Annotated in this window: 20 protein-coding genes; 14 read left to right on the top strand and 6 right to left on the bottom strand. The window is 65.7% G+C overall.

All coding sequences use genetic code 11. The features are described from left to right. Positions 1 to 65 precede the first annotated feature (65 nt). On the bottom strand, positions 66 to 449 hold the full coding sequence (locus tag ACE10X_RS06545; RefSeq protein WP_028332812.1) for a cell division protein ZapA: 384 nt from the start codon (positions 447 to 449) through the stop codon (positions 66 to 68). Then, a complete protein-coding gene (locus tag ACE10X_RS06540; protein ID WP_028343976.1) occupies positions 446 to 766 on the bottom strand; it encodes a DUF4164 domain-containing protein in 321 nt (106 codons plus the stop codon). Before ACE10X_RS06540 ends, ACE10X_RS06545 begins: the two co-directional genes overlap by 4 nt. Before the next feature lie 330 nt (positions 767 to 1,096). On the opposite strand from ACE10X_RS06540, the gene tkt reads away from it, so the two are divergent. The 8 genes from tkt (at position 1,097) to ACE10X_RS06500 (ending at position 10,750) form a co-directional block, all read left to right on the top strand. After that, positions 1,097 to 3,079 (top strand): transketolase, encoded by a 1,983-nt coding sequence (gene tkt / locus ACE10X_RS06535; RefSeq protein WP_038386565.1) that lies wholly within the window; start codon positions 1,097 to 1,099, stop codon positions 3,077 to 3,079. Positions 3,080 to 3,240: 161 nt separating this feature from the next. Next, on the top strand, positions 3,241 to 4,248 hold the full coding sequence (gene gap, locus ACE10X_RS06530; protein ID WP_038386566.1) for a type I glyceraldehyde-3-phosphate dehydrogenase: 1,008 nt from the start codon (positions 3,241 to 3,243) through the stop codon (positions 4,246 to 4,248). Between the two features lie 142 nt (positions 4,249 to 4,390). Then, the gene (locus tag ACE10X_RS06525; protein ID WP_038386567.1) at positions 4,391 to 5,587 is read left to right on the top strand and encodes a phosphoglycerate kinase; all 1,197 of its coding nucleotides are present in this window, start codon (positions 4,391 to 4,393) and stop codon (positions 5,585 to 5,587) included. Positions 5,588 to 5,630: 43 nt separating this feature from the next. Continuing rightward, on the top strand, positions 5,631 to 6,698 hold the full coding sequence (gene fba / locus ACE10X_RS06520; RefSeq protein WP_028332808.1) for a class II fructose-bisphosphate aldolase: 1,068 nt from the start codon (positions 5,631 to 5,633) through the stop codon (positions 6,696 to 6,698). Positions 6,699 to 6,887: 189 nt separating this feature from the next. Beyond that, complete coding sequence (locus ACE10X_RS06515) at positions 6,888 to 7,943, top strand: class I fructose-bisphosphate aldolase (RefSeq protein ID WP_038386573.1); 1,056 nt, start codon at positions 6,888 to 6,890, stop codon at positions 7,941 to 7,943. After that, positions 7,944 to 8,633, top strand: a complete 690-nt coding sequence (locus tag ACE10X_RS06510) for a thiamine phosphate synthase (RefSeq protein WP_038386568.1) — start codon at positions 7,944 to 7,946, stop codon at positions 8,631 to 8,633. 7 nt (positions 8,634 to 8,640) lie between these two features. Continuing rightward, positions 8,641 to 9,726: a tetratricopeptide repeat protein gene (locus ACE10X_RS06505; RefSeq protein WP_038386569.1), complete on the top strand. Its 1,086-nt coding sequence runs from the start codon at positions 8,641 to 8,643 to the stop codon at positions 9,724 to 9,726. Positions 9,727 to 9,955: 229 nt separating this feature from the next. Next, positions 9,956 to 10,750: an inositol monophosphatase family protein gene (locus ACE10X_RS06500; RefSeq protein WP_375764093.1), complete on the top strand. Its 795-nt coding sequence runs from the start codon at positions 9,956 to 9,958 to the stop codon at positions 10,748 to 10,750. Positions 10,751 to 10,764: 14 nt separating this feature from the next. Here the strand turns inward: ACE10X_RS06500 and ACE10X_RS06495 are convergent, their stop codons facing one another. The 3 genes from ACE10X_RS06495 to ACE10X_RS06485 all read right to left on the bottom strand — a co-directional run bounded on the left by ACE10X_RS06495 (position 10,765) and on the right by ACE10X_RS06485 (position 16,383). Then, a complete protein-coding gene (locus ACE10X_RS06495) occupies positions 10,765 to 11,901 on the bottom strand; it encodes an AAA family ATPase (RefSeq protein ID WP_304557475.1) in 1,137 nt (378 codons plus the stop codon). A gap of 114 nt (positions 11,902 to 12,015) precedes the next feature. After that, complete coding sequence (locus ACE10X_RS06490; protein ID WP_304557474.1) at positions 12,016 to 15,171, bottom strand: multidrug efflux RND transporter permease subunit; 3,156 nt, start codon at positions 15,169 to 15,171, stop codon at positions 12,016 to 12,018. A 6-nt stretch (positions 15,172 to 15,177) separates the two neighbouring features. After that, on the bottom strand, positions 15,178 to 16,383 hold the full coding sequence (locus ACE10X_RS06485) for an efflux RND transporter periplasmic adaptor subunit (protein WP_085970727.1): 1,206 nt from the start codon (positions 16,381 to 16,383) through the stop codon (positions 15,178 to 15,180). Positions 16,384 to 16,925: 542 nt separating this feature from the next. On the opposite strand from ACE10X_RS06485, the gene ACE10X_RS06480 reads away from it, so the two are divergent. From ACE10X_RS06480 to ACE10X_RS06470, 3 genes are all read left to right on the top strand, one after another. Then, positions 16,926 to 17,912, top strand: a complete 987-nt coding sequence (locus ACE10X_RS06480; protein ID WP_038386578.1) for a hypothetical protein — start codon at positions 16,926 to 16,928, stop codon at positions 17,910 to 17,912. 27 nt (positions 17,913 to 17,939) lie between these two features. Beyond that, on the top strand, positions 17,940 to 18,968 hold the full coding sequence (locus ACE10X_RS06475; RefSeq protein ID WP_375764092.1) for a peptidoglycan -binding protein: 1,029 nt from the start codon (positions 17,940 to 17,942) through the stop codon (positions 18,966 to 18,968). 382 nt (positions 18,969 to 19,350) lie between these two features. After that, positions 19,351 to 19,728: a hypothetical protein gene (locus ACE10X_RS06470; protein WP_038386579.1), complete on the top strand. Its 378-nt coding sequence runs from the start codon at positions 19,351 to 19,353 to the stop codon at positions 19,726 to 19,728. A 106-nt stretch (positions 19,729 to 19,834) separates the two neighbouring features. On the opposite strand, the gene ACE10X_RS06465 is transcribed toward ACE10X_RS06470, so the two are convergent. Next, the gene (locus ACE10X_RS06465) at positions 19,835 to 20,155 is read right to left on the bottom strand and encodes a PilZ domain-containing protein (protein ID WP_051003129.1); all 321 of its coding nucleotides are present in this window, start codon (positions 20,153 to 20,155) and stop codon (positions 19,835 to 19,837) included. 322 nt (positions 20,156 to 20,477) lie between these two features. Here ACE10X_RS06465 and ACE10X_RS06460 point away from each other — a divergent pair, with 322 nt between their 5' ends. The 3 genes from ACE10X_RS06460 (at position 20,478) to ACE10X_RS06450 (ending at position 24,367) form a co-directional block, all read left to right on the top strand. Further along, positions 20,478 to 21,992 (top strand): AMP-binding protein, encoded by a 1,515-nt coding sequence (locus tag ACE10X_RS06460; RefSeq protein ID WP_038386580.1) that lies wholly within the window; start codon positions 20,478 to 20,480, stop codon positions 21,990 to 21,992. Positions 21,993 to 22,136: 144 nt separating this feature from the next. Beyond that, the gene (locus ACE10X_RS06455; protein WP_038386581.1) at positions 22,137 to 23,108 is read left to right on the top strand and encodes a S1C family serine protease; all 972 of its coding nucleotides are present in this window, start codon (positions 22,137 to 22,139) and stop codon (positions 23,106 to 23,108) included. Between the two features lie 176 nt (positions 23,109 to 23,284). Next, positions 23,285 to 24,367: a phospholipase gene (locus ACE10X_RS06450; RefSeq protein ID WP_038386582.1), complete on the top strand. Its 1,083-nt coding sequence runs from the start codon at positions 23,285 to 23,287 to the stop codon at positions 24,365 to 24,367. The last annotated feature ends 82 nt before the right edge of the window (positions 24,368 to 24,449 follow it).

Raw genomic sequence — 24,449 nt, 5'->3', positions numbered from 1 at the left:
AGCGAGCTTCGCTCGTCTCGACCCCTCCAGGGGAGGATCAGATCACCCGATGCCGGGAAAAATAATCACCCGATCGCGATGCCGCCGCCGATGGTGCGGTTGAGCACCTGCGTGGTGCGCTCGATCCGCTCGGCGGCGGCGTTGAGCGCGTTCGAGACCGCGGTCTGGGTCGCGCGGGCGCGGTCGATGGCGGCAACGCGCGCATTGCGCAGCTGCTCGACCTCTTCCTCCAGGCTGCGGATGCGTGCGCTGGCGTCGACCAGTTCGTCGCAGGCGGTGAGCGCCGCCATCACCGTCAGCCGCGCATCGCCGATCTCGCCGAACTTGCCGCGCAGGGATTCCACGCGCTGCTGGAGATTTTCCGCGAGCTTCAGCAGCCGCACCTCCTGGCCCTCCTCGCAGGCCATCCGGTATTGCCGGCCATTGATGGTGACGTTGATGTGGCTCATCTGCTGTCTCCGCCATCGAGCACGGCGCGAATGCTGCCGATTGCCGCGTCGAGCTTTTCCGCGATCTCGCGATTGGCGCGCTCGAGCTTGCGCGTCTTCACCAGCGAGCCGTCGAGCTCGTCGGCAAGCCGCGAGCGATCGGCGCCGAGTGCCTGGATCCGGCTCGCCAATTCGTTCTCGTCGCGGTCGGCCTCGCGGCGCCGCTCCACCGAGCTCTCCAGCGCATCAAGCGCTGACATCAGCCGCTTTGTCGCAGCATCGATATCGGCAAGCGGTGCCTCGGTATTGCCAGACCCGTTGGCGAGACGATCACTCATGGCACGCGGCGTGGACCCTTCGGTTGGCTTGGTAGCCTGCTGCAGACAAGCCTGCCGCACGGCAAAACTGGCGGTTCGGCAAGCGTTTACGGGACGAAATTTACGTGGCAAGCGAGCCCAGCGCAACGGCGGCGCAGAACTATGCACCGTTGAATGAAATAGGGCGATTTCGGGCAACTTTTCCCCGTTTTGAGGCGTTTCATCGCCTTGGACTTGCGGAATTGAGGTGCTAATCCACCCGCAACCCGTAAGGCCATCCACGCGCGTATCGCGGCTGCCCGCCCCGATCCGTCCAGCAATCAGCTCCTCATTTTAGGCGGACTTTTCATCATGACGCAGGTCGATCACACCCGTATGGCCAATGCGATCCGTGGCCTTGCCATGGACGCCGTCGAAAAGGCGAATTCCGGCCATCCCGGCCTGCCGATGGGCGCCGCCGACGTCGCGACCGTCCTGTTCACAAAATTCCTGAAATTCGATGCGGCCGACACGGCGTGGCCCGATCGCGACCGCTTCGTGCTCTCGGCCGGCCATGGCTCGATGTTGCTCTATTCGTTGCTGTATCTCACCGGCAACAAGGACATGACGCTCGACCAGCTCAAGCATTTCCGCCAGCTCGGATCGCTGACGCCGGGACACCCCGAGAATTTCCACACCAAGGGCATCGAGACCACCACCGGTCCGCTCGGCCAGGGCATTGCGACCGCGGTCGGCATGGCGCTCGCCGAGAAGATGCTGGCCGCCGAGTTCGGCAAGAAGATCGTCAACCACCACACCTATGTGCTCGCCTCCGACGGCGACCTGATGGAAGGCATCTCGCAGGAAGCGATCGCGCTCGCCGGTGTCTGGCGGCTCAACAAGATGATCGTGCTGTACGACGACAACGGCATCTCGATCGACGGCCCGACCTCGATCTCCGATTCTGTCGACCAGGTGAAGCGCTTCAAGTCCGCAGGCTGGGCCGCCGAATTGATCGACGGCCACGATCCGCAGGCGATTGCCGCTGCCATCACCCGCGCGCAGAAATCCAACAAGCCCTCGATGATCGCCTGCAAGACCACGATCGGGTACGGCGCGCCGCACAAGGCCGGCACCGCCAAGGCGCATGGCGAGGCGCTCGGCGCCGACGAGCTCAAGGCCGCCAAGGAGAAGCTCGGCATCTCGCTCGAGCCGTTTTCGGTGCCCGACGATGTGCTGAAGGCCTGGCGCGAGGCAGGCGCCCGCGGCGCCGCCGAGCACAAGGCGTGGGACGAGCAGTTCGCGCAGCTCGGCAGCCGCAAGCGCGCCGAGTTCGAACGCCGCATTCGCCACGAGCGGCCGCAGTCGCTCGCCAAGGGCCTGCGCGCCTTCAAGAAGGGGCTGCTGGAAAATCCGCTCAACGTCGCGACCCGCAAATCGTCGGAAGCCGCGATCGAGGTGATTGCGGCTGCGATGCCGATGGAGTTCGTGGCCGGCTCGGCCGACCTCACCGGCTCCAACAATAACAAGGCGAAGTCGGCGACGGCGTTCGGTGCCAAGACGCCGAAGGGCCGCTTCATCCATTACGGCGTCCGCGAGCACGGCATGGCGGCGTGCCTCAACGGCATCTTCCTGCACGGCGGCTTCGCGCCGAACGGCGCCACCTTCCTGGTGTTCACCGATTATGCGCGCCCCGCGATGCGGCTGTCGGCGCTGATGGGCACCGGCGTCGTCTATGTCATGACCCACGATTCGATCGGCCTCGGCGAGGACGGCCCGACGCACCAGCCGGTCGAGCACCTCTCCGCACTGCGCGCGATCCCCAACATGCGCGTGTTCCGTCCCTGCGACGCGGTCGAGACCGCCGAGTGCTGGGAACTGGCGCTCAACCGCGTCGATGGACCGACGGTGCTGGCGCTGACCCGCCAGAACCTGCCGCAGCTCCGCACCACGGCGCCGAACGACAACCCGTGCAGCCACGGCGCCTACGAGCTGGTCGCCGCCCAAGGCGACGCAAAAGTGTCATTGTTCGCCACCGGTTCCGAGGTCCAGATCGCGGTCGAGGCGCAGAAGCAGCTGGCCGGGCGCGGCATCGCGACGCGGGTTGTCTCGGTCCCGTCGCTGGAATTGCTGCTGGCGCAGCCCGCCGAGCGGCAAAATGCCATTATCGGCAATGCCCCGGTCAAGATCGCGATCGAGGCCGCGGTGCGCTGGGGCTGGGATGCCGTGATTGGCCATGACGGCGAATTCATCGGCATGCACGGTTTCGGTGCCAGCGCCCCGGCGAAGGACCTTTTCCGGCATTTCGGCATTACCGCTGAAGCCGTCGTTAACGCTGCCACCAAGCGCGTCTGACGCTGGCCAGCCTCCCGCGGGTCAAGGTTGAGCTTGTCGCGAAAAAGGATTACCTAAGCTCCATCTTTTCCGTACGCGCCCGGCCGAACCGGGCGTTCCGCCGTAAGAACCTCGTGGGAGCCCCTCCCGCGGGGCTGACAACAGCTTTAGAGGAGACGAGCATGGCAATCCGCGTCGCGATCAACGGGTTTGGACGTATCGGCCGCAACATTCTGCGCGCCATCGCCGAGTCCGGCCGCAAGGACATCGAGGTGGTCGGCATCAACGACCTCGGCCCGGTCGAGACCAACGCGCACCTGCTGCGCTTCGATTCCGTGCATGGCCGCTTCCCCGGCACCGTCACCGTCGACGGCGACTCGATCAGCCTCGGCGACAACAAGATCAAGGTTTCGGCCGAGCGCGATCCCTCCAAGCTGCCGTGGAAGGCGCTCGGCGTCGACGTCGCGCTGGAATGCACCGGCATCTTCACCGCGAAGGAGAAGGCCGCGGCCCATCTCGCCGCCGGCGCCAAGCGCGTGCTGGTCTCGGCGCCCGCCGACGGCGCTGACGCCACCATCGTCTACGGCGTCAACCACGACACGCTGACCAAGGACCACCTGGTGGTCTCGAACGGCTCCTGCACCACCAACTGCCTCGCGCCGGTCGCCAAGGTCCTGCACGACACCGTCGGCATCGAGACCGGCTTCATGACCACGATCCACGCCTATACCGGCGACCAGCCGACGCTCGACACCCTGCACAAGGATCTCTATCGCGGCCGCGCCGCGGCGATGTCGATGATCCCGACCTCGACCGGTGCCGCGAAGGCGATCGGCCTCGTGCTGCCCGAGCTGAAGGGCAAGCTCGACGGCGTCTCGGTCCGCGTTCCGACCCCGAACGTCTCGGTGATCGACCTCAAGATCGTCGCCAAGCGCAACACCGACGCCAAGGAGATCAACGAGGCGATGAAGCGTGCGTCCGAGCAGCAGCTCAAGGGCATCCTCGGCTACACCAACGCGCCGAACGTCTCGATCGACTTCAACCACGATCCGCACTCGTCGACCTTCCACATGGACCAGACCAAGGTGCAGAACGGCAACTTCGTGCGCGTGATGTCCTGGTACGACAATGAGTGGGGCTTCTCGAACCGTATGGCGGACACCGCCGTCACGATCGGCAAGCTGGTTTAAGTTCGACTGTTCGTGATGCCGGGCCAAGCGCCGGGCATCTGCGTGTTTGCCCCCGCGTTCGCGACCTCAACGGCCGCGACATCGGCAAGCGAAAGCGACGCCGTCCTTCGGACGGCGGTGTCCGGCCGCACAGGAAACGCTCATGACAAAATCGTTCCGCACCCTCGACGACGTCGACGTGAAGGGCAAGCGCGTGCTGCTGCGCGTCGACCTCAACGTCCCCATGGAAAATGGCCGCGTCACCGATGCCACCCGGCTCGAGCGCGTTGCCCCCACCATCACCGAAATTTCCGACAAGGGCGGCAAGGTGATCCTGCTCGCCCATTTCGGCCGCCCCAAGGGACGCGATCCCAAGGAATCGCTGAAGCCGGTCGCTGACGCGCTGTCGAAGGTGATCAAGCGCCCGGTCGCCTTCGCCGAGGACTGCATCGGCGATGCCGCAGCCAAGGCGGTCGTCGCCCTCAAGGACGGCGACATCCTCTGCCTGGAGAACACGCGTTTCCATAAGGAAGAGGAGAAGAACGACGCCGGCTTCGTTGCGGAGCTCGCCAAGCTCGGCGACATCTGGGTCAACGACGCCTTCTCCGCCGCGCACCGCGCCCACGCCTCGACCGAAGGCCTCGGCCACAAGCTGCCGGCCTATGCCGGCCGTACCATGCAGGCCGAGCTCGACGCGCTCGGCAAGGCGCTGGAAGCGCCGACCAAGCCGGTGATCGCGATCATCGGCGGCGCCAAGGTCTCGACCAAGATCGACCTCTTGGAAAACCTCGTGAACAAGGTCGACGCGCTGGTGATCGGCGGCGGCATGGCCAACACCTTCCTGCACGCGCAGGGCGTCGCCGTCGGCAAGTCGCTCGCCGAAAAGGATCTCGCCCCGACCGCGCTGCGGATCATGGAGAAGGCCAACGCCGCCAACTGCGCGATCATCCTCCCCGTCGACGCTGTCGTCGCCAACCAGTTTGCCGCCAACGCGCCGTCGCATGCCTATGGCCTCGATGCTATCCCGGCCGACGGCATGATCCTCGACGTCGGTCCGCAATCGATCGCGCGCATCCATGCCGCGATCGACGACGCGGCGACGCTGGTCTGGAACGGCCCGCTCGGCGCCTTCGAGCTGACGCCGTTCGATCGCGGCACCGTGGTGTCGGCCAAGCATGCCGCCGAACGCACCAAGGCCAGGAAGCTGATTTCGGTCGCCGGCGGCGGCGACACTGTCGCTGCGCTGAACCAGGCGGGCGTCGGCGGAGATTTTTCCTACGTCTCGACCGCGGGCGGCGCGTTTCTTGAATGGATGGAAGGCAAGCCGCTGCCGGGCGTCGAAGTCTTGAAAAAAGGTTGATTTAGGTCACATCCGCGAACTTGCACTACAGGGAGAAATGGAAATGGCTCGCATCACGTTGCGGCAACTGCTCGACCACGCGGCCGAGCATGATTACGGTGTACCTGCCTTCAACATCAACAACATGGAACAGGCGCTGTCGATCATGGCGGCGGCCTCCGAGGTTGACGCGCCCGTCATCATCCAGGCCTCGCGCGGCGCGCGGTCCTACGCCAACGACGTCATGCTCAAGCACATGATGGACGCCGTCACCGAGATCTACCCGCAGATCCCGGTCTGCGTGCATCTCGACCACGGCAACGAGCCCGCCACCTGCATGACCGCGATCCAGGCCGGCTTCACCTCGGTCATGATGGACGGCTCGCTGAAGGCCGACGGCAAGACCCCCGGCGACTGGGACTACAATGTCGGCGTCACCAAGACCGTGACCGGCATGGCCCATCTCGGCGGCATCTCGGTGGAAGGCGAACTCGGCGTGCTCGGCTCGCTCGAGACCGGCATGGGCGACAAGGAAGACGGCCATGGCGCCGAGGGCAAGCTGTCGCACGACCAGCTGCTGACCAATCCGGACGAAGCCGTGAAGTTCGTCAAGGAAACCAAGGTCGATGCGCTCGCGATCGCGATGGGCACCTCGCACGGCGCCTACAAGTTCACCCGCAAGCCCGACGGCGACATCCTCGCCATGAACGTGATCGAGGAAATCCATCGCAAGCTGCCGAACACGCATCTCGTCATGCACGGCTCCTCGTCAGTGCCGCAGGAGCTGCAGGAGATCATCAACGCCAATGGCGGCAAGATGAAGCCGACCTGGGGCGTGCCGGTCGCCGAGATCCAGCGCGGCATCAAGAACGGCGTGCGCAAGATCAACATCGACACCGACAACCGGATGGCGATGACCGGCCAGATCCGCAAGGTGCTGAAGGACAATCCGGAAGAGTTCGATCCGCGCAAGTACCTGAAGCCCGCGATGGAGGCGATGACCAAGCTGTGCAAGCAGCGCCTGCAGGAGTTCAACACCGCGGGCCAGGCCAGCAAGATCAAGAAGGTGCTGACCACCGCGGAAATGGCCAAGCGCTACGCCGCGGGCCAGCTCGACCCCAAGGTTGCCTGACAAGCTCGCCTGACAACATATCGCCTGAAACATTACGGGGGGCACCGGCTCCGACGCAGTCGGAAACGGTGTCCCGAGGGTTTGATCGCCGGCTGCGACAAACACCGGCCGCGACGAACGTTTTCTAGGCATTTGCCCGAGAACCGCCTATTTTGGTTTGCAAAGGCAATGGCTCTGGAGGACGCCCCGATGAACCTCTCCGACCTCAACAAAATCGCGCTTGCCATGGTCACCCCGGGCAAGGGCATCCTCGCCGCCGACGAATCCTCCGGCACGATCAAGAAGCGCTTCGACGCCATCAAGGTCGATTCGACCGAGGACAATCGCCGCGACTATCGCGAGATGCTGTTCCGCTCGCAGGAGGCGATGAGCAAGTACATCTCCGGCGTCATCCTTTACGACGAGACGATCTGGCAGAATGCCAAGGACGGCACGCCGCTGGTCAAGCTGATCGAGCAGGCCGGCGCGATCCCCGGCATCAAGGTCGACGAGGGTACGCAGCCTTTGCCGAACTGCCCGGGCGAACTCGTCACCGTCGGCCTCGACAAGCTCGCCGAGCGGCTGAAGAAATATTACGAGCGCGGTGCGCGCTTTGCGAAATGGCGCGCGGTGATCGACATCGGCTCGGGTGCCGGCAGCCGCGGCACTGGCGGCCGGGGCATTCCGACCATGACCGCGATCCGCGTCAACGCCCATGCGCTGGCGCGCTATGCCGCGCTGTGCCAGGCCGCGCAGATCGTCCCGATCGTCGAGCCGGAAGTGCTGATGGACGGCGATCACGACATCGACCGCTGCTACGAGGTGACGCAGCGCGTGCTGAACCGCACCTTCCAGGAATTGCGGGTGCAGCGCGTCGCGCTCGAAGGCATGATCCTGAAGCCGAACATGGCGATCTCGGGCAAGAAGTGCCCGAAGCAGGCGCCGGTGCAGGAAGTCGCCGAGAAGACCATCCGCCTGCTCAAGAGCTGCGTGCCGGCCGCGGTGCCCGGCATCGCCTTCCTCTCCGGCGGCCAGAGCGACGAGGAAGCCACCGCCCATCTCGACGCCATGAACAAGATTGGCAATTTGCCCTGGCGCCTAACCTTCTCCTATGGCCGTGCGCTGCAGGCGGCGCCGCAGAAGGCGTGGTCCGGCAAGCCCGACAACGTGCCCGCGGGCCAGCATGCCTTCTCGCATCGCGCCCGGATGAACGGGCTCGCGAGCACCGGCAATTGGGAAGCCGGCCTCGAGAAACAGGCGGCATAGTTGGCGACCAAGCTCGTTCCGCCGCGGCCGGCGCCGCGCCTCTATCTGGCAACGCCGCCGGTCGATGAGCCCGCGCGGCTTGCGGCCGAGCTCACCGAGCTGCTTGCCGTGGCCGAGGTCGCGGCCGTGCTGGTGCGGCTGCGCGAGAGCGATCCGCGCAGCATGATCTCCACCATCAAGGCGCTGGCGCCTGCGATCCAGAACGCCGGCGCGGCGCTGCTGATCGACGGCCATTCCGATATCGTGGCTCGCGCCGGCGCCGACGGCGCGCATCTGACCGGCATCGCCGCGATGGAAGAGGCGGTGCCGTCGCTGAAGCCCGACCGCATTGTCGGCGTCGGCGGGCTCGCGACCCGCCACGATTCCATGGCCGCGGGCGAAGCCGGCGCCGACTATGTGCTGTTCGGCGAGCCCGACGCCAACGGACAGCGGCCCTCGCGCGAGGCCATCGCCGAGCGGCTGGAATGGTGGGACGAATTGTTCGAGCCGCCCTGCGTCGGCTTTGCAACCTCGCGCGAGGAAGCCGAGGCGTTTGCGGCGGCCGGCGCGGATTTCGTGCTGGTCGGAGACTTCATCTGGTCCGATCCGCGCGGCGCCAAGGCGGCGCTCGTCGAGATCGGCGACGCGATGGCGCAGGCGCATGCCGGCGCATTCGGCAAGGCCAAGGCCGACGGAAAGGCCGAGGGATGACGCCGGAATGAAATGCCTGCGTCCGATAGGTGTTGCGCTCGGCTGCACGATGCTGGCGAGCGGCGCGATGGCGCAGCTCTCGATCACGCCGCCGGCCCAGACGCCGCCGCCCGCGAAGAAGGAGGCTCCGAAGCCGAAGGTGCATTCGCCGGTCGCGAAGAAGCCGACGCCCAAGCCCGCCGCCTCCGCGACGCCGAAGCCTGCCGCATCTCCGACGCCCTCGCCGACCCCGACCCAGGCCGTCGACGATCCCAATGTCGACCTCGTCTACGGCGCCTATCAGCGCGGCATGTACAAGACCGCGTTCGACCTCGCGACCGTGCGCGCGCAGAACAACAACGATGCCAAGGCCATGACGATGCTGGGCGAGCTCTATGCCAATGGGCTCGGCGTCAAGCGCGACTACGTCAAGGCCGACGACTGGTACAAGCGCGCCTCCGATGCGGGCGACCGCGAGGCGATGTTCGCGCTCGCCATGATGAAGATCGCGGGCCGCGGCGGCGCGGTCGACAAGGATGCCGCGGTCAAACTGCTGGCGTCGTCGGCCAAGCTCGGCGAGCCCAAGGCGGCCTATAATCTCGCGCTGCTCTATCTCGACGGCCAGACCCTGCCGCAGGACCTCCGCCGCTCCGCCGAGCTCTTGCGCATGGCCGCCGACGCCGGCAGCCCCGAGGCGCAATACGCGCTCGCGACCTTCTACAAGGAAGGCACCGGCGTGCCGAAGGACCTCGAGAAGGCGGCGCGGCTGCTGCAGGCGGCCTCGCTGGCCGACAATGTCGATGCCGAGGTCGAATATGCCATCGCCCTCTACAACGGCTCGGGCACGCCGCGAAACGTGCCGGCGGCGGTGGCGCTGCTGCGCAAGGCGGCCCGGCAGAACAGCGCGATCGCGCAGAACCGCCTCGCCCATGTGCTGGCGACCGGCGCCGGCGCTCCGGTGGACAAGGTCGAGGCGCTGAAATGGCACACGGTTGCCAAGACCGCGGGCAAGGGCGACCCCGATCTCGACGACATCCTCGCCGATATGAGCCCGGAAGACCGCGCCAAGGCCGAGGCAGCCGCGCGAAAATGGATCGGAAACAACGTCAAATGACGCCTTGACGGCGCCACTTCCAGAGGGCACCCAGTCCGAAACCCAGGGCGCCACAGGCCGTTTCCCGTCATCCTGAGGTGCGAGCGGAGCGAGCCTCGAAGGATGCACGGCCCCGGACCGGGCCGCCGATCCTTCGAGACGCGCGTTCCACGCTCCTCAGGATGACGGGCAGGGTCTTGCCTACGCTGCCCGATCGATTTCCAACGCTCGAAAGCCACCAGCTTCCATCATGCTCTATTCCGCTCTCATCAATGTCATGGTCAAGGCCGCGCGCCGCGCCGGCCGCAGCCTCAAGCGCGACCTCGGCGAGATCGAACATCTCCAGGTGTCGCTGAAGGGGCCGGCGAACTTCGTCTCGCTCGCCGACAAGCGCGCCGAGGAGATGCTCTACACCGACCTCGAGAAGGCCCGGCCCGGCTACGGTTTCCTCGGCGAGGAAGGCGGCAAGCACGAAGGCAGCGACAAGAGCCACACCTGGATCGTCGATCCCTTGGACGGCACCACCAACTTCCTGCACGGCATCCCGCAATTCGCGATCTCGATCGGGCTCAAGCGCGAGGACACCGTGATCGCCGGCGTGATCTACAATCCCGCCAATGACGAGCTCTACATCGCCGAGCGCGGCAAGGGCGCCTTCCTCAACGACCAGCGGCTGCGCGTCGCCGGCCGCCGCCAGCTCAACGAATGCGTTGTGGCCTGCGGCCTGCCGCATATCGGCCGCGGCAATCACCAGCTGGCGCTGCAGGAGATGGCCGCGCTGCAGACCAAGGTCGCGGGCTTCCGCCGCTTCGGCGCCGCCTCGCTCGACCTCGCCTTTGTCGCTGCCGGCCGGCTCGACGGCTATTGGGAGCGCAATCTGCAGGCCTGGGACGTCGCGGCCGGCCTGTTGATGGTGCGCGAAGCCGGCGGCACCGTCTCCGGCATCCAGGGCAATGACGACCCGCTGCAGACCGGCCACGTCGTCTGCGGCAACGAGTTCGTGCATGGCGAGCTGATCAAGATCCTGAAGCCGCTCGGGCAGTAGCGCGAAGGCGCGATCTAGTCGTCGTCATCGTCATCCTGGTCGTCTTCCCCGTCACGAAATTCACCGCCGAGGGACAGGCCCTCGATGGTCGTGGCGCCCTTCGCCTTGATCACCCGGCGCAGCGGGACAGAGCTCTCGCTTCGCAACGCCTCCATCAGATGTTCCGAATGGGTGACGATCCAGATGTCGGCGCGGCGCGACGCCTTGGCGATCAGCCGCGCCAATGGCGCCAGCAGCGATGGATGCAGGCTGGTCTCGGGCTCGTTCAACGCGATGAACGGCGGCAGCCGATAGCCCATGAACACGGCGAGCAGGCAGATATACTTCAACGTTCCATCGGATAGTTCGTGCGCCTTGAACGGACGCGGCATGTCCGCCTGTTGCAGCTGGAATTCACATAGCCCATTTTTTTCCCATGCCCGCAGTTCGGCACCCGGGAATGCGTCCTCGATCGCATCCTGCAGATCGCCGGCATCCTGCCTGATCGTGAACAGGGTTACCAACACGGCAGCCAGATCGTGGCCATCGGCGCTCAGCGAAGGTGTCGTGATCGCGAGACACGGCTTTCGTATCGGCGACGCCGGATCGGTCCGGAAGTCGTGATAGAATCGCCAACTCAGCATTGCATTTCGGATCAGGTCGATCTCGGGACTTCCCTTACCATCCGAAAATCCGGCCAGCGCGGTTTCCGACGGCAGCACCGCATCCTTGTGCTGGCTCCAGGTGCCGTTCTCAGCGCGGACACGGACGAGTGAGTTGGTGCGCTCCATCATCAGTATTGTTTTCTTGCCGTGGGTCGCCTCGATCGTTTCGGACTTGATCATCGGCTCACCGGGAAATGCTGCCACGACCGGGCTTGGGAATCCGAGCTCGATGGAATATCTGACGTGGTCGAATCTCACAGCCAACCGCAGACGCGCATCGTCTCCGCGTCTGCGATTGCCGGACCAGAAGACGGAATACAATCCACCCTCGTCGGCGATCGTGCGCGTGATCCGGCCGGTCGCCGCGTCGCGCAACAGCGACAGGGACTTGTAGAGATTGGATTTGCCGACGCCGTTCTCGCCGACGAAGACGGACAGCGGCTGGATGGGCATGAAGAGCCGCCGGATCGAGCGATAATTCGAGATCGCAATATCGCTCGGCCGCATCGCATGCCCTCAATCCCGGGGTTGCCCAAATGCTCCCGTTCAATCCAGAGCTGCAATCTGGATTGCTCGGCTTGCGAAAGCAAGCCGCTGATCTGACCGGCGCCGGTCCTGATGTCAGTGACCGATCCTTGCCGGCGCGGGCGGGCCGTACGCCTCACCCTGCCCCGGCGCCGTCTCGCGGTCGCCGGCCAGCACGCGCTGCACGCTGACGAAGAACACCGGCACCAGCAGCAGCGCGAGGATCACCACCGCGATCATGCCGCCCATCACCGACGTGCCGAGCGCCTGCTGGCTGGCGCCGCCGGCGCCGGTCGCGATCGCCATCGGCAGCACGCCGCAGACGAAGGCCAGACCGGTCATCAGGATCGGGCGGAATCTGAGGCTGCACGCCTCGATGGTCGCCTCGACCAGCGGCTTGCCCTGCGCGCGCAGATCCTTGGCGAACTCGATGATCAGGATCGCGTCCTTGGCGGCAAGACCGATGATGGTGATCAGGCCGACGGTGAAATAGACGTCGTTGGAGAGCCCGCGCATCGTCGCCGCTACCACCGCGCCGAGAATGCCGAGCGGAATGGTGAGCAGCACCGCGAGCGGAATGGTCCAGCTCTCATAGAGCGCGGCCAGCAAGAGGAACACCACCAGCACCGACAGCGCGAGCAGGAACGGCGCCTGAGAGCCCGACAGCTTCTCCTGCAGCGACTGGCCGGTCCATTCATAGCCGAAGCCGCGCGGCAGCTTGTCGGCGAGCCGCTCCATCTCGGCGATCGCATCGCCCGAGGTGAAGCCGGGCCGCGCCTCGCCGGAGATGCGCACCGCCGGATAGTAGTTGAAGCCCGCGATCTGCGTCGGCCCCTTCGTCCACTCGATGGTGGCGAAGGCCGAGAACGGCACCAGCTGGCCGCGGCTGTTCTTAACGTTGTAGTTCAGGATGTCGTCCGCGTTCATGCGGCTGGTCTTGTCGGCCTGCACGATGACGCGCTGCATGCGCCCGCGGTTCGGGAAGTCGTTGATGTAGTTCGAGCCGAGATTGGTCGAGATCGTGTTGTTGATGTCCTCGAAGGTGACGCCGAACGCGCCCGCCTTCTCGCGGTCGATCATCAGATTGACCTGCGGCGCCGGCGGCAGGCCTTCGACATAGACCTTCTGCAGGATCGGGCTGGCATTGGCCTCCGCGATCAGGCGATCGGACGCGGCGATCAGCGCCGAGTAGCCCTTCTGGCCGCGGTCCTGCAGGCGGAACGAGAAGCCCGAGGAGTTGCCGAGGTTGTCGATCGGCGGCGGCTGCAACGCCGAGATCCTGGCGTCGCGGATCGACGACAGGTCGCGGTTGATGTCGGCAACGATGGCGGCGGCGGAATCCTTCGGGCCGCGCTCCGACCAGTCCTTCAGGGTGATGAAGGCCTGCGCGGTGTTCATGCCCTGGCCGAGGAAGCTGAAGCCGGTGAGGAACGTGACGTTCTCGATGCCGGCGCGGTCCTTGAGGTATTTCTCGACCTGCTCGACCGCAGCTTCGGTCCGGGCATAGGACGACTCCGACGGCGTCTGCACGTCGGTCGTGATGAAGCCCTGGTCGTCGACCGGCAGGAAGCCGCCGGGCAGCCGCACGAAGCCGTAGGCGACGCCGAGGAACAGCACGAGGTAGATCAGCATCAGGCGGCCGGTGCGCTTCAGCGAGCCCTGCACCGTGCGGGTATAGCCGGCGCGGCTGGTGTCGAGCACGCGGTTGAACCAGCCGAACACGCCCTTGCCGGCATGGCCGTGGCCCTTCTTGACCGGCTTGAGCAGCGTCGCGCACAGCGCCGGCGTCAGCGACAGCGCGAGCAGCGCCGAGAACGCGATCGCCGCCACCATGGTGACCGAGAACTGCCGGTAGATGATGCCGACCGAGCCGGGGAAGAACGCCATCGGCACGAACACCGCCATCAGCACCAGCGTGATGCCGATGATGGCGCCGGTGATCTGCGACATCGCCTTCTTGGTGGCCTCCTTCGGCGGCAGGCCTTCCTCCGCCATGATGCGCTCGACGTTCTCGACCACGACGATGGCGTCGTCGACGAGGATACCGACCGCCAGCACCATGCCGAACATGGTCAGCATGTTGATCGAGAAGCCCGCGATCATCAGCGTGGCACAGGCGCCCAATAGCGCCACCGGAACCACGATGGTCGGGATGATGGTGTAGCGGATGTTCTGCAGGAACAGGAACATCACGACGAACACCAGCACCACGGCCTCGGCCAGCGTCGTCAGGACCTTCTTGATCGAAGCCTCGACCACCGGCGTGATGTTGTAGGGGATTTCGTAGGAGATATTGGCCGGGAAGAAGCGCGACAGCTCCTTCATCTTGGCTTCGACCGCGCTCGCGGTCGCCAGCGCATTGCCCTTCGGCGACAGCAGCACCGAGAGGCCGGCGGTCGGCTTGCCGTCCAGGCGCGTATTGAACTGGTAGCTGAGGCCGCCGACTTCGATCCGCGCGACGTCGCGCAGGCGGACCGTCGAGCCGTCATTGTTGGCGCGCAGGATGATGGCGCCGAACTCGTCGGGCGAGGACAGCTGGCCCTTCACCAGCACCTGCGCGGAAATCTTCTGGGTATCGGTGCTCGGCTCGGCGCCGATGCTGCCGGAGGCGACCTGGGCGTTCTGCGCCGTGATCGCCTTGTTGACGTCGTCGGCGGACAGGCCGTAGCCGACCAGCTTGGCCGGATCGATCCAGATCCGCAAGCTGCGCTCGGTCGAATACAGCGTGGCGCGGCCGACGCCGGGGATGCGGCGCACCTCGCCCAGCACGTTGCGGATCATGAAGTCGCCGAGGCCCACTTCATCCAGCGAGCCGTCGGTCGAGTTCAGCGTGATGATCTGCAGCACGGCGGACGAGGCTTCCTCGACCAGGATGCCCTGCTGGATCACGGCGCGCGGCAGCCGCGCCTCGACGCGCTTGAGGCGGTTCTGCACCTCGACCGAGGCCTGGCTGGTGTCGGTGCCCGGCTTGAAGTTGGCGATGATCTCGACCTGGCCGAGCGAGTCGGAGGTCGATTCGAAGTTCAGGATGTTGGCGGCGCCGTTGAGCTCCTCCTCGATCAGCCGCGTCACGCTGTTGTAGAGGTTCTCCGGCGACGCGCCGGGATAGCTGGTCGAGATCGAGATCGAGGGCGGCGCGATGATCGGATATTGCGCGACCGCGAGCAGCGGAATCGAGATCGCGCCGATCAGACAGATGAACAGCGCGACAACCCAGGCGAAAATCGGCCTGTCGATGAAGAAGCTAGGCATGTCGGATCACCGCACTGCGTGCGCGGTCTGCTGCGAATCCGTCGTTGCTGCAGCAGCGTCGATCTCACGCCAGGCTTGCGGCCGGACCTTGTCGCCGGCGGCGAATTTCTGGAAGCCCTCGACGACGACCTTGTCGCCGGCCTTCAGGCCGTCGGTCACGAACCAGGAACCACCCTGCAGCGAGCCGGTGCGCACCGGCTGCACCGCGACGTGGTTGTCGGCCTTGACGACGAACACCTCGCTGCCGCCGCCGCCATTGCGCTGGATCGCCTGCTGCGGCACGGCAATCGCATCGCTGTCGATGCCCTGTTCGATCAGCACGCGCACATACATGCCCGGCAGCAGGATGCGATGCGGGTTCGGGAACTCGCCGCGCAACGTCACCTGCCCGGTATAGGCGTCGACCTTGGCGTCGGAGAACAGCAGCTTGCCCGGCAGCGGGTAGATCGAGCCGTCGTCGAGCACGAGGCGCACCTTCATCGCGTCGGGCGCGATGCGGTCAAGATCGCCGCTCTCGAAGGCACGGCGGAGCCGGTTCATCTCGGTCACCGACTGCTGGAAGTCGGCGTAGATCGGATCGAGCTGCTGGATGGTCGCAAGGCTCGCGGCGTCGTTCTGCACCACGAGGGCGCCCTCGCTGACCAGCGCAGCGCCGATGGTGCCGTCGATCGGCGCGCGGATCGTGGCGTAGTCCAGATTGAGCTTGGCGCGCGCGACTTCGGCCTCGCGACCCTGCACGTCGGCTTCGGCCTGCTTCAGCGTCGCGATCGCCTTTTCGTTCTCGGCTTCCGGCGCCGCGCGCTGGCTGGTCAAGGTGGCGATACGGCGGGCCTGCAGCGCGGCCTGTTCGAGCACGGCCTTGGCGCGCGCCAGCGCCGCCTCGGTCGACTGCAATTCGACTTCGAATGGGCGCGGATCGATCTGGTACAAGGGATCGCCGACCTTCACCTCGCTGCCCTGATGGAACATGCGGTTGACGACGATGCCCGAGACGCGCGGGCGGACCTCGGAAACACGGGTCGGCGCGATGCGGCCCGGCAGCTCGCGCACCATCGCGCGCACCTGCGGCTTCACGGTGACGACACTGACGTCCGGCTCGGGTGCTTGTACGGCGGCGGTTGCGGTGTTCGGCTCGTCGCAGCCTGCAAGCAGTGGCGCCGTCACGGCCAGCATCAATGCAATGCATGCCGATTGCGCGCGAAGTCCAGACATTGAGATAATCGCCCCTGAAAGATTTGAACAAACGAACGGCGGTGTCACGGCGACACCGCTCGTGTTGCTGCGATGAAAATAAAATCTGCTTGCTGCGACGCAATGCGTTTTTCGGCGGCTCAATGTCACAGAACGCTATCACCCTGATTTCGCGGCATCTTTTACCTTGTCACCGCATTGTGAGCGGGTTCCATCGCAGGCTGTGGGAATGCGTTAAGGTCTGCGTGAGCGGGAACCACGCCCTTCTGCCTGCGCAGAATGCCGCACCTCGCAACATCGAGACGATCGGACCGAATCACTGCGGGCCGCGCGCGCCTCATCCGAGGGTGCGTGCAAACCGAGCTCATCTCGCGATCCGCGAGTGGGACGCGCGGCTCTGTGGATGGTGATGCGCCGACCGGTCGGAAAGCCGTGCAAAGCGGCAACGGCCCACGAGATTCCAACCCAAGGTGCTGTTTGCTGCCCTTGGAATCGGCTTTCCTCACTCTGCCGCTGTGCCATATTGCTTGCAGATGCGGCCTTCGCGAACGGATGACCCGGCAATGCCCCCTTCCCGCTCCGACATGGAGATCGAATTGAGCAAGCTGTCCTCGCCCCGGATCTTCCTGGTGCGGATGCTGGTGTTCCTGGTGCTCTGCGGCCTGGTCGGGGTCGTGCTGTACAAGCAGATCGTCACCGCCTTCTTTGCAAATCCGGGGCTGAACGCCCTGATCGGGGCGGTGCTGCTGATCGGCATCATCCTGGCGTTCCGCCAGGTGATCCGGCTCTATCCCGAGGTCGCGTGGGTCAACAATTTCCGCATCGCCGATCCCGGCCTTGCGATCGAGCGCCGCCCGACGCTGCTTGCCCCGATGGCCGCGATCCTCGGCGGCGAACGCTCGGGGCGAATGTCGATCTCGCAGCAGACCATGCGACATCTGCTCGATTCGATCGCAACCCGCCTCGACGAAGCCCGCGACATTTCGCGCTACATGACCGGCCTGTTGGTGTTCCTCGGCCTGCTCGGCACTTTCTGGGGCCTGATCGAGACGGTGGGCTCGGTCGGCAAGGTGATCGACGGGCTCAAGGTCGGCGGCGACTCCGGCGCGCTGTTCGATACGCTGAAGGAGGGCCTCGCCGCGCCGCTCGGCGGCATGGGCATCTCGTTCTCGTCCTCGCTGTTCGGCCTTGCCGGCTCGCTGATCCTCGGCTTCCTCGACCTGCAGTCGAGCCAGGCCCAGAACCGCTTCTACACCGACCTCGAGGACTGGCTCGCCGGCACCGTGCGCGGCATTTCCGGCGATGAAGCCGGCATTTCCGGTAACATGCAGGGCGCGATCGACCGGCTCCGCACCGCGCTCGAGGAAGGCGGCGGCGGCCGCAGCACCACGGCCGCGATGGCCAATCTTGCCGAAGCGATCCAGGGGCTGGTTGCGCATATGCGCACCGAGCAGCAGATGATCCGGGAATGGGCCGACGGCCAGGGCGAGCAGAACCGCGAGATCAAGCGGCTGCTCGAACGCCTCGCCCGCCAGCCCGAGAAGAGCTAGCCGGGGAGCAAGCCCAAGGAGAGACCCATGGCCCTCGCCCGCTCGCGCCGCAGCGAATCCGGCTTCAACTACTGGCCCGGCTTTGTCGACGCATTGTCGACGCTGGTGCTGTCGATCGTGTTCCTGCTGTCGGTGTTCCTCGTCGTGCAATTCTTCCTGTCGCAGGAGGTCACCGGCAAGGACAAGGCGCTGGAACAACTCACCGCCAAGATCGCCCAGCTCAACGACCTGCTGTCGCTGGAGAAGCTCTCCAAGCTGACGCTCGACGACCAGGTGGCGCAGCTGCGCGCCGGGCTTGCCTCCGCGGAAGGCGAGCGCGACCGCATGAAGGGGCTCTATGAGGGGCTCGCGAGTTCCGGCAGCGACGCGCAGGGCCGCGCCAACGAGCTCAACAAGGCGCTGGAGTCCGAGAAGGCCGTATCGTCGCGCGCACTGGCGCAGATCGAGCTGCTGAACCAGCAGATCAGCGCGCTGCGCCGCCAGCTCGCCGCGCTCGAAGAGGCGCTCGACGCCTCCGAGAAACGCGACAAGGAATCGCAGAACCGCATCGCCGATCTCGGCCAGCGCCTCAATGTCGCGCTGGCGCAGCGGGTGCAGGAACTGTCGAAATACCGTTCGGAATTCTTCGGCCGACTGCGTGCGATCCTCGGCAACCGTCCCGATATCCGCGTCGTCGGCGACCGCTTCGTGTTCCAGTCGGAAGTGTTCTTCGACACCGGCCAGGCGACGCTGCTGCCCGAGGGCAAGACCGAGCTCGAAGCGGTCGCCAGCGCGCTGATCGATCTCGACAAGCAGATCCCACCCGAGATCGCCTGGGTGCTGCGCGTCGACGGCCACACCGACGTGCGGCCGATCAACAGTCCGCTGTTCAAGTCGAACTGGGAATTGTCCTCGGCGCGCGCGATCTCGGTGGTGCAGTACCTGGTCTCGCTCGGCGTGCCGGCGCAGCGCCTGGTCGCCGCAGGCTTCGCCGAATTCCAACCGCTCGACACCGCGCAGACCGAAGACGCCTACAAGCGCAACCGCCGCATCGAGCTGAAGCTGACGGAACGCTAGGACGACGGCGCCTGGCCGTCCAGCCGTCATTGCCGCGCTCGACTGTGTTTGCGTCAACCCGTGGGACGGGCACACGGCACTATCCGTTCGTCGTCCTGGCGAAAGCCAGGACCTATAACCACCGCATTTGACGATGGACGGGATCGTGGCCCCAGCGTCGCGCAACAATTCTCATTTGGGGTAATGGGTCCTGGCTTTCGCCAGGACGACATTGAGTGTGTGGCGAGGTCTGTGAGTCACACATCCGCATTCTCGCGACATGAATGTCCAAACTTCATGCCGAAAGATCCGCAACACCGGCGAGGCGTCGCCGTGATCGGTCGAGACCCTTCATTACACGGATATTTGCTTCGTCTTGGCGAGGCGTTCGGGAACGCATCAAATGCGGCTGACGTTATGCTGGTATCGCAATCTCGCGGGCTTGGCGGATATCTCGTCTCCGTCGCGGCTGTGCGTCCAGCCTCACCGCGCCATCTCGGACCTGCGCATGCTCAAGACCAAATTCGCCATCATCATCGCCGCCGGCCTCATCCTCGCACCGGCCCAGCTTCTCGCGCAGAACACTGGCGGCACCCCGCTGCCGCCGAGGCCAGGCGATCGCGCCGCACCGTCGAACGGCGTTGGCGGCACTGCGCTTCCGACCCAGTCCGGCCAGCGCGTCGCACCGTCTTCCGGCACCGGCGGCGGCAGCGCCGCACCGGCGCTTCCGGGAGGCCCGACCGGCACCACCGGCAATGCCGACAACCCGCAGCGGCGATGACGTGAGCCACACTTGCGCGGGAAGTCCTGGCGTGAACGCGCGGCCGATGCGATCGGCGATGGTCTGCACCGAACGTCCATCCGAACATTGATTGATGAACGCTGCGCTAGACCGCGCCGGCCGGCTCCGCGGCTGGTTCAACCGGCTCGACTTCGGCGGTCACGAATCTGAGCCCGTAGGTCTTGCCGCGACGCCAGACCACCTCGCAAGGGTAGCGCTTGGCGTGATCGGCGAGCAGGGTCAGCGCGAGGCGGTCCTTCACCTCGAACTCGACCTCGGTCGTGATCTTGGCACCGCCGGGCGAGATGTCGACCACGGCGCATTCGCGCTCGGTCACACCATCATCGAGCGTGATCCAGGCCGCACGATTATTGAGCTGGCGCCGCGGCTCGCGACTGACCTTGATCCGTGCTCCATTGCTCGCCATCGTCGCCGTCCTTGAAGCCGTTGGTCATTGAAAGACATTGCACACCGCGCACGTCGATCGACGCGCCTGGCACAGAACCGCAGCGGCCACAATGCCGGCCCCCCGTAAAGTCCGGCTTAGCGCGATCGCTTGAACTTTACCGGAATCTTGACCTGGCTTTTAGCGAACAGGGATTCTGCAATTCCATCAGCGGGATACCGGCCACGTGCGCAGCCGCCGGCTTGACACGGAGACTGCACTCTTGGTGAAGTGGCGGCCGTGGCCTTGGCCACGTCCCTGCAACAAGAGCGCTTCAAGCCGCCTTTTCCGACGGAAACGACCCATGCTGATCCCCCTCGCCGACGTGCCGCGCTGGTATGCCGAACGCAAGCCCACGGATGCGATCGCCATCAGTCATGGCGCGGATGCGTTGACCTGGCTCGAGCTCGAGCGGCGCGCCAATGCACGGGCGCGCGCCTTCGCCGCCAAGGGCGTCAAGCCCGGCGACTTCGTCGCGATCGGGCTGCCCAACAGCAACGCGTTCTTCGAGACGACCTTCGCGGTGTGGAAGTGCGGCGCGACGCCGACCTCGCTGTCATGGCGGCTGCCGCGCGGCGAGGCCGCCGCGGTGCTCGAGATTCTGAAACCGTCGCTGGTGGTCGGCGGCGAGGCCGACTGGAATGCGCCGAATTCGCTGCCGGTGAATTTCGTGCCGGATGGATTCTCCGGGGAGCCGCTCGATGGGCCGGTCGCGCGCTACTGGAAGGCCATGACGAGCGGCGGCTCGACCGGACGGCCGAAGGTGATTCTCGATCACAACCCCGCGGTGATCGAGACCACGGCCGAGGCGACGCTTGGCATTGCGCGCGACACCTCGCTGCTCAATCCTGGGCCACTCTATCACAATGCGCCATTCATCCTCTCGCATTTTGCGCTGTTCGGGGGCGGAAGGGTGACCGGCATGGTGAAGTTCGACGCCGAGGAGACGCTGCGGCTGATCGAGCGCGAGCGCGTGCAGTGGGTGAATTTCGTGCCGACCATGATGCACCGGATCTGGGCGCTGCCCGAGGAGGTGCGCAGGCGCTACGACGTCTCCAGCCTGAAGATCGTGTTTCACATGGCAGCGCCGATGCCGCCTTGGCTGAAGGAGAAGTGGATCGAATGGCTCGGCCCCGAGCGGATCTGGGAGCTCTATGGCGGCACCGAGCGGCAGGGCGCGTGCGTGATCTCGGGCACCGAATGGATGGCGCACAAGGGCTCGGTCGGCAAGATCGGCGAGACCGCGAAGCTGCGCGTCATCGGCGAGGACGGCAACGACGTCGCGCCTGGCGAGACCGGCGAAATCTATTTCCTGCCCAATGACGGCGCCGGCTCGACCTATCACTATCTCGGCGCAACGCCGAAGCGGCGGCCGGATGGCTGGGAGTCGCTCGGCGACATCGGCCGGCTCGATGAAGAAGGCTATCTCTATCTCGGCGACCGGCTCGCCGACATGGTGCTGCGCGGCGGCGCCAACATCTATCCGGCCGAGGTCGAGGCCGCGGTCAGCGAGCATCCCGAGGTGCGCTCCTGCGTCGTGGTCGGACTGCCCGATCCGGAATTCGGCCAGCGCGTGCATGCGATCCTCGAGCTCGCCGACAGCGTCGATGCACAAGCGATCGCCGACGGCATGGGCGATTTCCTGAAGGACCGGCTCAGCCGCTACAAGCATCCGGAAAGTTTCGAGCGCGTCGGCACCGCGCCGCGCGACGATTCCGGAAAGGTCCGCCGCACCATGCTGCGCGACGAGCGCGCCGCGTGGATCAAGGACAATCGCACCTTCCGCATCATGCCGGCGCGTGCGGCAAAAACCGAATAGGTTCAATTATCTTGCGAGGGGCAGGTCTGCACGCCACATGAGCTGTGCAGGCGGCCCTGCAAGGTATATCATTCCATCTTCCCTGCCGGCAGAACCTCGGTCTACCTTGAGGTTCCAGCGCCCTGCACGCCAGGAGATCCCTTGATGCCCTCCACGACCGAATGGAAAGTGCCCGCGGCCTTTCAGCCTCGCCCCGAAGATTACCGCTACGATCTCGATCGCGCGCTGATGAGTGTGGTCGGGCTGCATTCGATCATTCCGCCGGATGCTTTCAGCGCCGAGACGCTCGGCACCGAGCGCGCCGGCAATGGCGTCCTGATCGACGACGGGCTGGTGCTGACGATCGGCTATCTGATCACCGAAGCCGCCACGGTGTGGCTGCATCTCGGCGACGGCCGCGCGGTCGAGGGCCACGCGCTCGGCTTCGATTTCGAATCCGGCTTCGGCCTGGTGCAGGCGCTCGGCCGGCTCGATCTCGAACCGCTGCGGATCGGCTCGTCCGCGGCGACCCAGGTCGGCGACAATGTGGTGCTCGGCGGCGCCGGCGGCCGCACGCGCTCGGTCGCAAGCCAGATCGCGGCGAAGCAGGAATTCGCCGGCTACTGGGAGTATCTGCTGGACGAGGCGATCTTCACCTCTCCGTCGCATCCGAACTGGGGCGGCACCGGACTGATCAACAATGCCGGCGAGCTGATCGGCATCGGCTCGCTGCAGCTCGAACGCGAGCGCTCGGGCCACGCCGAGCATGTCAACATGATCGTGCCGATCGATCTGCTCAATCCGGTGCTGGACGATTTGCGCAAGTTCGGCCGGGTCGACAAGCCGGCGCGGCCGTGGCTCGGCATGTTCACGACCGAGATCGACAACCGCCTCGTGGTGGTCGGCGTCGCCAGCAAGGGACCGGCGGCGCGCGCCGAACTGAAGACCGGCGACGTGATCCTCGCGGTCGACGGCGACAAGGTGACGAGCCAGGCCGGCTTCTACCGCAAGCTCTGGTCGCTCGGCGCGGCCGGCGTCGACGTGCCGCTGACCATCTATCACGAGGGCGTCACCTTCGACGTCACGCTGACCTCGATCGACCGCATGAAGCTGTTGAAGGCGCCGCGGCTGCATTGATGATTTTCGGACCGATCCCTTTCTCTTCACCTCTCCCGCTTGCGGGGAGGTCGCATTGCATCGCAGATGCAATGCGGGTGGGGGCTCTTTCCATGCAAAGGTTCGCGCCTGCAGTGCCTCTGCGGCCACGAATCAAGCTCTCCTCTTCAAGCTCTAACCATCAAAGGACAGCAACGATGAGCGAGGCGGTGGTTGACGACATCGTGGCCGTGCTGCCGCCGCTGCTGCAGACGCTGGAGTCGCTTTCCTTCGTCGCCCGCAACCTCAACCCGCCGGACTTCGATCGCGTGATGCAGATCGCGGGCGAGCCGGAGGAGGCCTTGCAGGCGGTGCGGCCGCGGCTTGCCGACTGGCCGGAGAAATTCGCACATATCAAGACCGCGCTGGAAGCCGCGATCGAACCGGCGCTGTCAGGCTATGCGGGCCTGCGCGCGGTGCAGAACGGCGAAGGCGATCTGGTCAGCGTGTTCCGCGCGCTGCGCTATCTGCCGCGGGCGCAGGAGGCGCTCTATCCCTTGACCGAGCTGCCGCCGGTCAGCGGCTTCTTCATCGCGCCCGATCTGCGCGAGGACGCCGAACTGCAGGCGAAGCTCGCCGCCAAGCCCAGCGCCGACACCGGCATCTTCCATGAGCGCAACGAGCCGGGCAGCCGCAGCGGCTTCTCGATGTACGTGCCGGAATACTACACGCCCGATCGCGCATGGCCGCTGGTGATGGCGCTGCATGGCGGCAGCGGCAACGGCCGCGGCTTCCTGTGGAGCTGGCTGCGCGATGCGCGCAGCCGCGGCGCCATCCTGGTGGCGCCGACCGCGACCGGCCAGACCTGGGCGCTGATGGGCGAGGACACCGACACGCCAAACCTTAACCGCATCCTCGACCAGGTGCGTGCGCGCTGGAAGATCGACGAGACGCGCATGCTGCTGACTGGCATGAGCGACGGCGGCACCTTCAGCTATGTGAGCGGGCTCGACGGCGCCTCGCGCTTCACGCATCTGGCGCCCGTTGCGGCGACCTTCCATCCGCTGATGGCGGAGATGGCCGACGCGGAGCGGCTGCGCGGCTTGCCGATCTTCATCACCCATGGCCGGCTCGACTGGATGTTCCCGGTACAGACCGCGCGGCAGACCCAAGGCCTGCTGTCGGCCGCCGGCGCCAAGGTGATTTACCGAGAGATCGACGATCTCAGCCACACCTATCCGCGCGAGATCAATGCGGAGATCATGCAGTGGATGAATGGAGCAACTACTGGCGACACCTGAGGAAATCTCTTCCGTCACCCTGAGGAGCGCGAAGCGCGTCTCGAAGGGTCGACGGCCCTGCTGCGGCCGCGCGGCTGCATCG

It is taken from the genome of Bradyrhizobium sp. Pha-3 (assembly GCF_042258325.1).
GTDB classification, from domain to species: Bacteria; Pseudomonadota; Alphaproteobacteria; order Rhizobiales; family Xanthobacteraceae; genus Bradyrhizobium; species Bradyrhizobium elkanii.
Note: the sequence above shows the minus strand (reverse complement) of the source record. Positions and strands in the feature narration are given on the sequence as shown.

What these genes read in the sequence shown, in the direction of transcription:
- fba (WP_028332808.1), top strand. Translation starts at nt 5,631, where the DNA reads ATGGCTCGCATCACGTTGCGGCAACTGCTCGACCACGCGGCCGAGCAT.
- ACE10X_RS06540 (WP_028343976.1), bottom strand. Translation starts at nt 766, where the DNA reads ATGAGTGATCGTCTCGCCAACGGGTCTGGCAATACCGAGGCACCGCTT.
- ACE10X_RS06515 (WP_038386573.1), top strand. Translation starts at nt 6,888, where the DNA reads ATGAACCTCTCCGACCTCAACAAAATCGCGCTTGCCATGGTCACCCCG.
- ACE10X_RS06505 (WP_038386569.1), top strand. Translation starts at nt 8,641, where the DNA reads ATGAAATGCCTGCGTCCGATAGGTGTTGCGCTCGGCTGCACGATGCTG.
- gap (WP_038386566.1), top strand. Translation starts at nt 3,241, where the DNA reads ATGGCAATCCGCGTCGCGATCAACGGGTTTGGACGTATCGGCCGCAAC.
- ACE10X_RS06500 (WP_375764093.1), top strand. Translation starts at nt 9,956, where the DNA reads ATGCTCTATTCCGCTCTCATCAATGTCATGGTCAAGGCCGCGCGCCGC.
- tkt (WP_038386565.1), top strand. Translation starts at nt 1,097, where the DNA reads ATGACGCAGGTCGATCACACCCGTATGGCCAATGCGATCCGTGGCCTT.
- ACE10X_RS06475 (WP_375764092.1), top strand. Translation starts at nt 17,940, where the DNA reads ATGGCCCTCGCCCGCTCGCGCCGCAGCGAATCCGGCTTCAACTACTGG.
- ACE10X_RS06455 (WP_038386581.1), top strand. Translation starts at nt 22,137, where the DNA reads ATGCCCTCCACGACCGAATGGAAAGTGCCCGCGGCCTTTCAGCCTCGC.
- ACE10X_RS06525 (WP_038386567.1), top strand. Translation starts at nt 4,391, where the DNA reads ATGACAAAATCGTTCCGCACCCTCGACGACGTCGACGTGAAGGGCAAG.
- ACE10X_RS06465 (WP_051003129.1), bottom strand. Translation starts at nt 20,155, where the DNA reads ATGGCGAGCAATGGAGCACGGATCAAGGTCAGTCGCGAGCCGCGGCGC.
- ACE10X_RS06480 (WP_038386578.1), top strand. Translation starts at nt 16,926, where the DNA reads ATGCCCCCTTCCCGCTCCGACATGGAGATCGAATTGAGCAAGCTGTCC.
- ACE10X_RS06545 (WP_028332812.1), bottom strand. Translation starts at nt 449, where the DNA reads ATGAGCCACATCAACGTCACCATCAATGGCCGGCAATACCGGATGGCC.
- ACE10X_RS06485 (WP_085970727.1), bottom strand. Translation starts at nt 16,383, where the DNA reads ATGTCTGGACTTCGCGCGCAATCGGCATGCATTGCATTGATGCTGGCC.
- ACE10X_RS06490 (WP_304557474.1), bottom strand. Translation starts at nt 15,171, where the DNA reads ATGCCTAGCTTCTTCATCGACAGGCCGATTTTCGCCTGGGTTGTCGCG.
- ACE10X_RS06450 (WP_038386582.1), top strand. Translation starts at nt 23,285, where the DNA reads ATGAGCGAGGCGGTGGTTGACGACATCGTGGCCGTGCTGCCGCCGCTG.
- ACE10X_RS06460 (WP_038386580.1), top strand. Translation starts at nt 20,478, where the DNA reads ATGCTGATCCCCCTCGCCGACGTGCCGCGCTGGTATGCCGAACGCAAG.
- ACE10X_RS06470 (WP_038386579.1), top strand. Translation starts at nt 19,351, where the DNA reads ATGCGGCTGACGTTATGCTGGTATCGCAATCTCGCGGGCTTGGCGGAT.
- ACE10X_RS06495 (WP_304557475.1), bottom strand. Translation starts at nt 11,901, where the DNA reads ATGCGGCCGAGCGATATTGCGATCTCGAATTATCGCTCGATCCGGCGG.